The following is an 11,333-nucleotide window of genomic DNA, read 5'->3' as shown; positions in this document are numbered from 1 at the left end:
TGAAGTTTCATCCTTCATCGCAAAAGCTCTTCTCTCGTAGGGATCTGCTACTATCGTAGGCTTTGCCGTAGCTAGGGCTACACCTAATGCATGGAATTTTCCGCCGCCAACAAAGAGAAAAGCGTCTACTTCTTTTGAAACTGCTTTTGCATTGCTATAATCACACCCAATTACTTGCCCTGCATACTTCAACCGCCCAGCATCTCCAACTGCGACGGTTTTTCCTTCTTCCAAAAGTATGTTTCTCACTTCATCAAGTTTGTGCACGTGCTGAACGGTTGTTACTAACCCTATTTTTTTACGCTGTTTGAGGTAAGGAATTGCTTTTCTTACGGCGTTTATGACGGAGCTCTTTGCTTTCGCTTCGATGTAAAACGTTGAAAACGCGGTTTGCTTTATCATTTCACTGTGACCATAATGAACGATGAGATCCGCCCCCAGTCTTTCTGCTTCAACTATCGCCAAGTCACAGGCTCCATAGCAAGGATCGGCAGAAACAATTGCGAGAGCACCAGCACTTTCAACCTCAGCAGCCAACATTGGACCAAGAGGTTTCAACCCTTCAGGAAGCTGTATAAGAACTAATTTAGCTTTTCTTTTCTGAACTTCCCTTCGTAATTGTTTTTCTTCTAGGTCAAATGTTAAGGACGACATTTGCGATTTTCCTTTAGAGAGGAATACCTTGTGAAAGGGAGGGTGCAGTGCTTATTCAAGAGTCCATTCAGGGCTTTGTGAAGCCTTCTTTTTTGCCTTCTCTTGCACTTGTTTCCGGTTCTCTATTGCTTGTTCCAATATGATTTTCTGTTCAATACTTGCAACCAGCTGTCGGGTGCTTATCACGGCGTCGTTATTTACGGAGATGCTGTCGATACCGCAACGAACTAGGAATTCAGTAAAGTCTGGCAGGTTTGAGGGGCCTTCCCCACAGATGGAAACTGTTATTCCATTTTCGTGGGCTACTTTGATCAAGTGTGCGATTATGCGCTTGATTGCCGGGTCTCGTTCGTCGAAGTAGCCCATTTGTCCTAGTCTTTCGGAATCTCGATCTATCATTAGGATGCCCTGAGTCATGTCATTTGAGCCTATGGAAAAGGCGTCACAGAGCTTTGAGAACTTGTCTGCCATTATCGCTATGGAAGGAGTTTCAGCCATAAACCATACTTGAAAGTCTCTAGAACTTTCCAACCCTTCCTCTTTCATAATTTCAAGGCATTTCTTGGCTTCCCACAAGGTTCTTATCACTGGAAGCATGACCCAGATATTCTTGAGCCTCCACTCTTCACGACATTTGCGAATAGCTTTACACTCCAGTCTGAATGCCCCCTCGTACCATTGACTTATGTAGCGGCTTGCTCCTCGCCAACCAAGCATCGGGTTGGCTTCTTCGATTTCATATTTTTCGCCCCCCTTCAAATCTCGGTATTCATTTGTTTTAAAGTCACTAAACCTAACAACCACTGGTCGAGGCTGAATTGTCCTTGCAACTCTAGCTATTCCTTCTGCCAGCTTATTGACGAACTTGTCTCCCTCGCCTTTTTCAAGCAAGTACAGTGGATGTTCACGGATGTAACTGGCGAGAATAAACTCAATGCGCATAAGTCCTATACCATTAAAAGGTAGATCTTTATAGTCATCAATTTTTTCTGGAACTCCAAGGTTCATAAAAATCTTCGTGGCAGTCACAGGTGCAGATTGAACCATTGAAATGGAACCCGTGCTGACCATTGAGGCTGCTGGTCCTTCAAGGCTCGGTATTATGCCTTCGTAAATCACACCGTTCCAAGCATCCACAGTATATTCTTCATCTGTCTTCATAACTTTGGTTGCTGTCTCTGTACCTACGATGCACGGAATGCCTAGCTCACGGCTTACAATTGCTGCGTGGGCTGTGACGCCGCCTTTATCCGTTATTATGGCACTGGCAAGTTTCATGAAAGGCACAAAATCTGGGTTAGTCATGGGTGTAACAAGTATGTCTCCTTTTTTAACTAACTTTGAGGCGTCTTCAGGCGTGAAAACAATCTTTGCCACGCCAAATCCTATATCTCTTCTCCCCGCCGCAATGCCTCTAACAACAACTTTCATTTCTGAGAGTTGCCTTGGTGCAGCGGTTGCTTCAAGCTCCTTTTCTTTCTCCTTTATGCTCCAAACGGTTTCAGGCCTCGATTGAACAATGAAAATGTTTTCAGGAAACACTAAGTCACGGTCCATAGCCCATTCGACGTCTTGAGGTTTGCCATAATGCTGGTCGAGCTGGTTGCCTAGTTGAGCCAATTTATGAATTTCCTCATCGGTAATGCAAGGTTTGTCCTGTCTTTCTGAAGGCACCCCAGCACTCTCTGTTTTTCCAGTTTCTAGGTTGCGGACGTACTCTACTGTTTTTTTCACTATTTTTCTCCCGATTATTTCGAGTGTTTGTTTGTCTACTACAAAATGGTCGGGAGTTTCTGCGCCTGAGACAACCGCTTCACCGAGGCCCCAAGTGCCTTCGATGATTATTTGGCTTCGGTCACCAGTCACAGGGTTTATTGTAAACATAACGCCTGCCGAGCGGGCATTCACCATTTTTTGGACGCCTACGCTTATGAGGACTTGTTCGTGTTTGAATCCTTTTTCGGTTCGGTAGAAAATTGCTCTGGGAGTGAAAAGGCTTGACCAGCATTTAATCGTTTTCTTAACCAGTTCATCTGGTCCTTTTACGTTTAGAAAAGTTTCTTGTTGCCCCGCAAAAGAAGCATCTGGCAAATCTTCAGCGGTTGCGCTAGAGCGAACAGCCACAGAGAGGTTTGTAGTATCCGTTTTCTCACTTAATTCTCGATAGGCGGCTTTGATAGCTTCCTCTATTTCTGTGGGTATTCCTGTAGCTTCAATGAGTTTTCTGATTTTTTTGGAGGCTTCTTGATATTGTTTAGGGTCATCAGTATCAGTAATGGTTTCTTTAATGATTTGATATATTTTTTGAGCGATGTTTGTTTCGGTTATAAACTTCTTGTACGCTTGGGCTGTTATAGCAAATCCTGGGGGGACGGAAACCTTTGCTTGTATCATTTCCCCCAAGTTTGCGTTTTTGCCACCGGCTGTTGGAATATCGCTCTTCGTTAATTCTTCAAACCATAGTACAAGCTTTTCTTCCGTTGGGTCGCCCATGGCTGTTAGTCTCCTACTTTTTCGGTTATTATGCGGCAGGGCATTGGGAGCTTTGCTTGGCCGAGTTTTAGGGCATGTTTTGCAGTTTCTATGGAATCTTCGTTTATACCTACAACTATTATTGGCTGATTGGGTCTTACTCGTGCTGCTATTCCTATGGGTTTGCCGAATGCTCCGCGCATACCGTCTTGCAGTCTATCTGCGTGGGCGCCGAAGATCATTTTATTTTCTCTTAGGATAATGTGTGGGTAAGGCATGATTCGTAGGAAGTAGTTGTTTCCCAGTTTTGTTGATAAATGGCGGTTTGAGGCTATTCTTGCTGCTTCTAGGGCGTTGTGGCGGATTTGAGCTTTTTCAAGCGAGATTAGCTTGGCTTTGACTGGGAATTTTGTTTTTGTGTCGCCCATAGTGAACTTGGTGATTTTTGAGGGTGGTGAGCTTTTGGCATACTTTTTTCTTGTGTAAGCTTGACCTTTTACTTTACGGTAATTTTTTGCTTTCACTGCTGTTCCCTTCTGCATAGCGATTTCGCTGATATTTAAAGCGTTTGTTGTGATAGTTTGTTATGACTGTTATGAATTGAAAATATGAATTGGGTCGAGAAAAACAGTTAGAGGGTTGCTGGTGACTTGTTTTTGAACCATTTTTTTGCTAATTCTTCATAGTTTGGGAAAACTTTCTTTAGGATGGGGATATACATTTGTTTTTCCTCTTTTGTGAGGTATTGGAATTGATAAGGCCCTGTGTAGGGGGATGGTTCACCTTCGCGGGTTATGAATTCGATGTGCATGAAGGGGTCGCCTCGTTTTATTGTGATGGGGTTGCGGTTGTTATTGAGGTTGACGATTTCTAGTGCTAAGCGTCCGATGAAGCCGCTGTGGACTTTTGCGGCGTTAAGGAAGCTTAGCCCCATGCGCCCGTATTTGCTTTTAGCTGTGAGGTGGGCTACGAGGTTGGGTGGTGTGAATATTATTTCGTAGCTGATGATGTTTTGGTGTTCTAGGTAGTTAAGGGTGGTTTCTTCTTTAACGGTGAGGACATAGCCATCCCCGTCGAGGAGCTGGTAATCATAGGGGTAGATTATACGGTATTGCTCTATGAGATTGAAGATTTTGTCTTTGCCTAGGATACACATGGTTTTGGATGCTCCTGTTTGTGTTTGATGTCTGTAATGTGTATGGTGGTGAAAAAGATTTTCGGTAAGTCGTGGCGTTTATGTGTGACGCTTAGACTAGGCCATTCTATTAATCTCCGAAAATGATAGTTAAGACTTAAAGATGTGCACGTGACATCCATATCTTTTCCAGATTTTATTTGGTCAAGCAGGTATCAAATAGAAAAACTGCGGATAGGATTCGTTGATTAAAGATTTTAAATTGTTCTTTTAATGTCCATAAATAGCCCAAATTTTCTCTTGAGAACTTTTCAATTCTTCTGTTTTGCTCACCAAATCCAATAAGGCATAAGTTGTTAAATGTTTATATGGTTGGTTTTTGTTTTTAACCTAAACGCAACAAGCACGCGCGTGCACAAATATGGATTTCCCCAAAAAAATAAACACGTACTGTCCAAAATGTAAAGTTCACACGGAACACTCAGTAAGCCTTTACAAGGCTGGAAAACGCCGCGCCCTAGCTGTCGGCGCCCGCCGCCATAAAAGAGAAAAACATGGCTACGGCGGGCAAGGATGGCCTCTCCAGAAAAAATTTGCCAAAACAACCAAAAAACAAACTCTCAAATTTAAGTGCAAAAAATGTGGCTTTATCATCCAGAAAAAGGGCATTCGCCTGAGAAAATTAACTATCGGAGGCCAAGCCTAGACAATGAGCACAGATTGGGAAACCTTAATTCCTAAGCCTAAATCCTATTTCATCCGCGTTCGTTGCCCAGATTGCGGCAACGAACAACTCATCTATAGCAACCCAACTAACACCGTAAAATGTAACATATGTAAAATCACCCTTGCCACTCCAACAGGAGGCAAAGCAAAAATCAACGGTGAAATTACTGCTATAATGGAGTGAGGCTGCGTAACGATGTCCATAATCCGAAAACCCGAATGGCCAGAAAGAGGCGAACTCGTCCTCGCCACAGTCAAAAAGGTCATGGACTATGGTGCTTACGTCGCCCTCGAGGAATATGGCAACAAGGAAGGACTCCTGCATCGAAGCGAAATCAGCACAAGTTGGGTTCGTAACATCCGCCACCATGTCCGTGAAGGCCAAAAACTCGTTCTCAAAGTCCTTCGAGTTGATCCGGATAAGAAGCACATAGACCTTTCTCGTAAACGTGTCAACAAACGTGAACGCATAGATAAAATCTACACTTTCAAACACGATCGCAAAGCCGAAACTTTCCTACGCATTACGGCTGAAAAACTCAACAAACCTCTTGAGGAGATTACAGAAAAAGCAGTCGTCCCCATGGAAGAAATCTACGGTGATGTCTACACGGCTCTCGAAGATGCAAGTCGTCAAGGCTCTGAACCATTAATAAAAATTGGCGTTCCCCTCAATATCGCCCAGACTTTAGCTGAACTGGCGAAAGAAAAAATACGCCCTCCACTAGTCGAAATTAATGGAGTTCTCCAACTCACCAGTACAAAATCTGATGGCGTCAACATAATCAAAAAGGCTCTGCACTCGGCCCAAAAAACCCCGACTCCCAACACCGCGAGGATCCACATTTACACCATTGCAGCTCCAAAATACCGCCTAAAGATAGAAGCTGAAAACTACAAAGAAGCCGAGACCATAATCCAAAAAGCCTCAGAAGCAGCCATAAAAACAATCTCGAAAGCAGGTGGAGAAGGCAGCTTCAAAAGGGAAAAATAATGGTTTGGCTTCTGAGAAAATGCGAAAAATGCATTCGCTACACCTTAAACACGGAAGAATGCTCTCACTGTGGTGGCAAAGTCCACATTCCCCACCCCGCAAAATTCTCTCCAAACGACAAATACGCCAAATACCGCATAGCCCTGAAAAGGAAGGATCACACGCATGAAAACAATGATCAAAGATATATCCAAAATAAACCCCAAGAACCCTGTCCTCATTGAAGGGCTCCCAGGCCTAGGAATGGTTGGTAGAATCGCCACTCGCTATCTAGTTAAGCAGTTAAAAGCTGAAAAATTCGCCCTCCTCCACTCACCTCACTTCCCATATTACGTCATTGTAAATAAGAAAGGCAACGTTCGCCTTCTCCGCGGCGAGTTTCACTACTGGAAAAACTCGAAAGGCAATGATGTTATTTTTTTCACTGGTGACAGCCAGGCTCAGACTATTGAGGGGCAATACGAAATTGCTGAAACTATTCTAGACTTTGCCAAGAAAAACAAGGTAGAAACTATAATCACCGTTGGCGGCTACCGCAAAGAAGCTGGTGAGATACCTAAGGTTGTTGCCACCGCCACAGACGCCGAGACAATAAACAGAGCCCTTAAAGCAGGCGCCTTTTGCAGTCCCCCAGGAAACCCCATAGTGGGAACAGCAGGCTTGCTCGTTGGCATGGCAAAGTTCAAAAATATTCCGGCGCTATGTCTTTTGGGAGAAACTCGTGGCTATCTTCCAGACCCTAAAGCCGCTAAGAGTATTATCATTATTCTGCAAAAAATGCTGGAAATCACCGTTAGCTTGGATGACTTGAATAATGAGATTGTAAAATCGGACAAGATCTTGGAGAAGATGCGGCAGATAGAGGCGCGAAGAGAAAAGTACGCGAGGAAAATACGTAAGGGCGAAGAAGGTAAAACCACTTACATAAGCTGAAAAATTGCAGGTTCGCGTTAATTGGTAGAAGCTGTTTCTTATGAAGGATAGAGAATGGAGGATTCTAGTCACAGGTGCAGGTGGGCTTTTGGGAAGCAAGATCGTTGATAAAGCAGAGAAAAAATATGCAGTCTATCCGACGCATGCAACGCGTCCACTTTTCCCGAATTCGTTGAAGATGAACATTACAGACGAAGATGAAGTGCGACGTGTTTTTGGCAAAGTTAAGCCAGACATCGTAATCCACACAGCCGCGGAGACAAACGTTGACAAATGCGAGAGCAACAAGGATCACGCGTTTAGGGTGAATGCTGAAGGGACAAAGATTGTGGCGGAGACATGCAAGGAAGTGGATGCTAGAAGCGTTTATGTTTCAACCGATTACGTGTTTGATGGTGAAAAAGGGCTATACGTTGAAGAGGATGAGCCGAACCCCGTTAACTATTATGGCTTGACGAAGTTAATGGGAGAAAAATATGTTGCAGAGCTTTGCGAAAGTTTTGTTATTGTAAGAACAAGCGTCTTGTATGGTGTGCATCCAGAGAAACCGAATTTCGCAAAGTGGGTGATAGCAACTTTGACGGAAGGAAAACCACTTACAGTCGTGGAAGACCATTATAATTCTCCAACTCTTGCTGAAAACTTGGCTGATGTTATTCTTGAAATAATCGATAAAAAACTGGAGGGTGTATATCACACTGCTGGAAGTGAGCGTATAAGCCGATATGAATTTGCCTTAGAGATTGCTGAAACCTTTAACTTCGATGCGGGTTTTATACAACCAATTAAGATGAGTGAATTGAAAGCTTGGGTAGCGAAGAGACCGAAAGACTCATCATTATGTGTAGATAAAGTCAGAAAAAAGATAGATATGGAGCTTTTAGGGGTTGCGCAGGGTTTGAAGGAGATGAAAAGAAATTGGGCAAAGACAAAATAAAAGGGATTATCTTGCATGGGGGTCACGGGACAAGACTTAGACCGCTAACCCATACAGGTCCAAAACAGCTAATCCCTGTGGCGAACAAGCCAATGTCACAATATGTTTTAGAAGACTTGAGAGATTCGGGTGTAGGCGAGATTGCGATTGTAGTTGGAGACATTTTGCCAGAAAAAGTCGAAAACTACTACAGGGACGGCAGAGAGTTCGGCGTAAAAACAACCTACATTCACCAAAAAAAACCTGGTGGAATAGCTCAAGCAGTCAGCCTCACAGAAGACTTTGTTGGCGATAGCCCTTTCATCGTGTATCTTGGCGACAACTTGTTGAAAGGTAAGATTGCAGAGTATACGAAAGAATTTAGGAATTCAAACTACGATGCAATGATTCTTCTGTGTGAAGTCGAGAACCCTCGGCAGTTCGGGGTAGCTGAATTTGACAAAAATGAAAAACTGGTTAAGCTAATTGAAAAACCGAAAAAACCACCAAGCAACTACGCTCTCACTGGAATATACTTTCTCACGCCCGTAATTTTCAAAATGATAAAGGGTTTGAAGTCTTCTTGGAGGGGAGAACTAGAAATCACCGAGGCACTACAAGGCTTACTAGATGCAGGATACAGAGTTGGCTACAAGTTTGTAACAGGATGGTGGAAGGACACTGGAACGGTGGAAGACATACTGGAAGCAAATCAACTGGTCCTTGACGACCTTGAAAAGAAAATAGATGGCATCGTTGAAGAAAAATCCTCCATCCAAGGGAGAGTATCCATAGGAAAAGAGACAGTCGTCAAGCGTGGCGCTTTAGTGAGGGGGCCTGCTATAATCGGCAAAAACGCAATCATAGGAGAACATGTCTACATAGGTCCTTACACAAGCATAGGAAACAACGTAAAAATCGAAAGAGGAGAAATAGAAAACTCGATCGTCATGGATGACTGCTACGTGGAAATTGAAGGCAAAATAACCGACAGCCTCGTAGGAGCTGGGACAACGTTAACTACAAATCAGAAAAGCCCAAAAGGCTATAGACTTGTTGTAGGTGAATATTCAAGAATAGTTTTGTGAGGCGTTGTAATTGATTGAAGGAGTAGTTACAAGGCAACTGAGGCTAATTGCAGATGAAAGAGGCTGGTTAATGGAGGTCCTCAGAAGCGACTGGGAATTATTCGAAAAATTCGCCCAAGCCTACGTCACCGCAGCCTATCCAGAAGTGGTGAAGGCTTGGCACATGCATAAAAAACAAACAGACAACATAGCCTGCGTAAAAGGAATGGTTAAACTCGTTCTATGCGATGGCAGAAAAAATTCGAAAACCAAAGGAGAAATCAACGAGTTCGTCATCGGCGAAAAAAACCCTCTACTCGTTAAGATACCGCCCCAAGTCTGGCATGGATTCAAAGCAATAGGCGAAGAAACCGCCCTCGTCATGAATGTACCCACTAATCTATACAACTACAAGAAACCAGACGAACACCGATTACCCCCAGACACCGAGAAGATTCCTTATGACTGGAAACTTGCACCATGGCTAAAACACGGGTGAAAAAGAGTAATGAGAGTCTTAGTTACAGGCGGAGCAGGCTTCATCGGCAGCAACTTCACAAGACACATGTTATCAAACCATGAAGACATAGAAATCGTCAATTTTGACCTGCTTACCTACGCGGGTAGACTTGAAAATTTGCAAGATGTAAAAGACGATTCACGTTACAGATTCATTCACGGAGATATTCGAGACAGAAAAGCAGTAGAGCCCTTAGTGAAAGAGAAATTTGACTTGATAATAAATTTCGCGGCTGAAACCCACGTTGATAGAAGTGTTGCAGAGGCAGGTTCCTTTGTTTTGACTGACGCATACGGAACTTACATCCTCCTAGACGCCGCAAGAAGATTCGAAGTCAAAAGATTTGTGCAAATTTCCACCGACGAAGTCTACGGCAGCATAAAGAACGGATCTTTCAAAGAAACAGACATTCTAGACCCATCCAGTCCCTACTCTGCAAGCAAAGCCTCAGGCGATCACATTGCCTTGGCCTTCCATAAAACATACGGACTCCCAGTGATTGTCACCCGCAGCTCCAACAATTACGGACCATTCCAATACCCCGAAAAACTAATCCCCAAGCTAATACTGCGCGCCCTCCACAACCAACCTCTACCCATCTATGGTGACGGGAGACAGGTAAGAGATTGGCTTTATGTCACAGACAACTGCGCGGCTATAGATTTAGTGGCTCAAAAAGGAAAAGATGGAGAAATATACAACATCGCTTCGAGCGAGGAACTCATGAACATTGAAATCGTAATGAAGATTTTGAGAATGTTGAATAGATCAGAGGGCTTAATAAAACACGTACCCGACAGACCAGGTCATGATCGTAGATATTCACTTAATATTACTAAAATAGGAGCTCTTGGCTGGAAAGCAACGTTCGCATTCTCTAGAGGTCTAGAAAAAACGCTTGATTGGTATAAAAGTAACAAATGGTGGTGGAATCCTCTTTTAGGAGATAGATTTTTCAAAGCTGATACACCATGGAAGTCTCCACGCGCTGAGTTCCGCGTCAGCTCATGAGCTCAAACAAGTTTCTTCGTACTAGTCTTCTGCGACGCCATATCGGTAAATGCATGCATGGCTAGTGGGGCAAAACCCCTCAACAACCCTCAGAAAATTCATAAAATACAACCTGCCAACGCTTCGAAAATAACTGGAAAGGCGACGAGAGAAAAACATCCTCACCAACATTAAAGCAAGCTACCAGTGCGATGTATGCATGCAATTGTTATTATCTTAGATGCGTTTCTTTCATACATTTCTCTAGCATATTTAAACGCAGACTTAACAGGGGTGGCGCTTTAAGGTTTTTTGCTGCGCTTGCAGGGTTTAGTTTAGGAACATATGTGCTTTGGGCGAGTCTCAAGATAGAGTTCGACAGAGAAGCAATATGGAAGTCGGCAACGGCGTCTATAACCATGATTCTATCACTTTTCGCGTTGGAACTTTTAAGGGCAATCACTGATCCCTCGTCTTATCAGTTTCTTGTTCTACGTTTACGTCTGCTTCCTGTTTACGCAGCCGTAGGTGTGGTCGTTTATCTTCTTTCTTTGATTGTATTGAAAGCCGTGGAAAAGCGAGACATAGAATTACTACATAACTATCTTCCATCGCGCCTCCGATGGATTGCCGGCTTGCTTAATCATATTGTACGTGCAAGAGAGTAGCAGCGCACTAGATATTTTGAGGCAGAAGAAAGCTTTGGGCATCTTTGTTTTTCCTAAGATTTCATATTCAGTAGTTCACAAGCTTCCCATCAGTATCCGTTGCAAGGCTAATCATCTTAATATTACTAACTCAACAAATATCAAAATGCTTGAGTACCGCAACAGATCTCATCTTTCGTAAGCCAGTCACCTATCAATCTCTAATCTTAAGGAATTTTCTTCCTGTAGTTCACAAATTCTCTTCCAGAGAAACTGCAC

14 protein-coding genes are annotated in these 11,333 nt (G+C 43.4%); 9 read left to right on the top strand and 5 right to left on the bottom strand.

The genetic code is table 11. From position 1 onward, the window contains the following. The 4 genes from NWE91_04205 to NWE91_04190 form a co-directional block, all read right to left on the bottom strand. Positions 1–654, bottom strand: a 654-nt coding sequence (locus NWE91_04205; GenBank protein MCW3985598.1) for a diphthamide synthesis protein, incomplete at its 3' end; no start/stop codon positions are given. A 51-nt stretch (positions 655–705) separates the two neighbouring features. Beyond that, complete coding sequence (gene ppsA / locus NWE91_04200) at positions 706–3,147, bottom strand: phosphoenolpyruvate synthase (protein MCW3985597.1); 2,442 nt, start codon at positions 3,145–3,147, stop codon at positions 706–708. A gap of 5 nt (positions 3,148–3,152) precedes the next feature. Beyond that, complete coding sequence (locus tag NWE91_04195) at positions 3,153–3,668, bottom strand: 50S ribosomal protein L16 (protein MCW3985596.1); 516 nt, start codon at positions 3,666–3,668, stop codon at positions 3,153–3,155. Between the two features lie 89 nt (positions 3,669–3,757). After that, a complete protein-coding gene (locus NWE91_04190) occupies positions 3,758–4,282 on the bottom strand; it encodes a hypothetical protein (GenBank protein MCW3985595.1) in 525 nt (174 codons plus the stop codon). Positions 4,283–4,682: 400 nt separating this feature from the next. On the opposite strand from NWE91_04190, the gene NWE91_04185 reads away from it, so the two are divergent. From NWE91_04185 to rfbB, 9 genes are read left to right on the top strand one after another with little or no spacing between them, the layout of a single operon-like run. After that, complete coding sequence (locus NWE91_04185) at positions 4,683–4,967, top strand: 50S ribosomal protein L44e (GenBank protein MCW3985594.1); 285 nt, start codon at positions 4,683–4,685, stop codon at positions 4,965–4,967. A gap of 3 nt (positions 4,968–4,970) precedes the next feature. Beyond that, positions 4,971–5,171: a 30S ribosomal protein S27e gene (locus NWE91_04180; GenBank protein MCW3985593.1), complete on the top strand. Its 201-nt coding sequence runs from the start codon at positions 4,971–4,973 to the stop codon at positions 5,169–5,171. 12 nt (positions 5,172–5,183) lie between these two features. After that, positions 5,184–5,981, top strand: coding sequence for a translation initiation factor IF-2 subunit alpha (locus NWE91_04175; protein ID MCW3985592.1), 798 nt, complete (start codon positions 5,184–5,186; stop codon positions 5,979–5,981). Next, a complete protein-coding gene (locus tag NWE91_04170; protein ID MCW3985591.1) occupies positions 5,981–6,205 on the top strand; it encodes an RNA-protein complex protein Nop10 in 225 nt (74 codons plus the stop codon). The genes NWE91_04175 and NWE91_04170 overlap by 1 nt, the downstream gene beginning before the upstream one ends. After that, positions 6,147–6,914, top strand: a complete 768-nt coding sequence (locus tag NWE91_04165) for a PAC2 family protein (GenBank protein MCW3985590.1) — start codon at positions 6,147–6,149, stop codon at positions 6,912–6,914. Before NWE91_04170 ends, NWE91_04165 begins: the two co-directional genes overlap by 59 nt. A gap of 40 nt (positions 6,915–6,954) precedes the next feature. After that, a complete protein-coding gene (gene rfbD, locus NWE91_04160; GenBank protein MCW3985589.1) occupies positions 6,955–7,851 on the top strand; it encodes a dTDP-4-dehydrorhamnose reductase in 897 nt (298 codons plus the stop codon). Beyond that, positions 7,833–8,918, top strand: coding sequence for a glucose-1-phosphate thymidylyltransferase (locus tag NWE91_04155; GenBank protein ID MCW3985588.1), 1,086 nt, complete (start codon positions 7,833–7,835; stop codon positions 8,916–8,918). Before rfbD ends, NWE91_04155 begins: the two co-directional genes overlap by 19 nt. A 10-nt stretch (positions 8,919–8,928) precedes the next feature. Continuing rightward, on the top strand, positions 8,929–9,396 hold the full coding sequence (locus NWE91_04150) for a dTDP-4-dehydrorhamnose 3,5-epimerase family protein (protein ID MCW3985587.1): 468 nt from the start codon (positions 8,929–8,931) through the stop codon (positions 9,394–9,396). Between the two features lie 9 nt (positions 9,397–9,405). Next, positions 9,406–10,428, top strand: coding sequence for a dTDP-glucose 4,6-dehydratase (gene rfbB / locus NWE91_04145; GenBank protein ID MCW3985586.1), 1,023 nt, complete (start codon positions 9,406–9,408; stop codon positions 10,426–10,428). A gap of 438 nt (positions 10,429–10,866) precedes the next feature. Here the strand turns inward: rfbB and NWE91_04140 are convergent, their stop codons facing one another. Continuing rightward, positions 10,867–11,019 carry a hypothetical protein gene (locus tag NWE91_04140; protein MCW3985585.1) on the bottom strand — a complete coding sequence of 51 codons (153 nt, stop codon included), beginning with the start codon at positions 11,017–11,019 and terminating at the stop codon, positions 10,867–10,869. Positions 11,020–11,333: the final 314 nt, after the last annotated feature.

The sequence above is a fragment of the Candidatus Bathyarchaeota archaeon genome, from assembly GCA_026014805.1.
Classification (GTDB): domain Archaea; phylum Thermoproteota; class Bathyarchaeia; order Bathyarchaeales; family SOJC01; genus JAGLZW01.
This window is presented reverse-complemented; position numbering and strand designations above follow the sequence as displayed.

Excerpts from the sequence above, each read along its gene's own strand:
- NWE91_04195 (MCW3985596.1), bottom strand. The coding sequence starts at position 3,668 with ATGCAGAAGGGAACAGCAGTGAAAGCAAAAAATTACCGTAAAGTAAAA.
- NWE91_04170 (MCW3985591.1), top strand. The coding sequence starts at position 5,981 with ATGGTTTGGCTTCTGAGAAAATGCGAAAAATGCATTCGCTACACCTTA.
- NWE91_04165 (MCW3985590.1), top strand. The coding sequence starts at position 6,147 with ATGAAAACAATGATCAAAGATATATCCAAAATAAACCCCAAGAACCCT.
- rfbD (MCW3985589.1), top strand. The coding sequence starts at position 6,955 with ATGAAGGATAGAGAATGGAGGATTCTAGTCACAGGTGCAGGTGGGCTT.
- NWE91_04185 (MCW3985594.1), top strand. The coding sequence starts at position 4,683 with ATGGATTTCCCCAAAAAAATAAACACGTACTGTCCAAAATGTAAAGTT.
- ppsA (MCW3985597.1), bottom strand. The coding sequence starts at position 3,147 with ATGGGCGACCCAACGGAAGAAAAGCTTGTACTATGGTTTGAAGAATTA.
- NWE91_04180 (MCW3985593.1), top strand. The coding sequence starts at position 4,971 with ATGAGCACAGATTGGGAAACCTTAATTCCTAAGCCTAAATCCTATTTC.
- rfbB (MCW3985586.1), top strand. The coding sequence starts at position 9,406 with ATGAGAGTCTTAGTTACAGGCGGAGCAGGCTTCATCGGCAGCAACTTC.
- NWE91_04140 (MCW3985585.1), bottom strand. The coding sequence starts at position 11,019 with ATGGAAGATAGTTATGTAGTAATTCTATGTCTCGCTTTTCCACGGCTT.
- NWE91_04175 (MCW3985592.1), top strand. The coding sequence starts at position 5,184 with ATGTCCATAATCCGAAAACCCGAATGGCCAGAAAGAGGCGAACTCGTC.
- NWE91_04190 (MCW3985595.1), bottom strand. The coding sequence starts at position 4,282 with ATGTGTATCCTAGGCAAAGACAAAATCTTCAATCTCATAGAGCAATAC.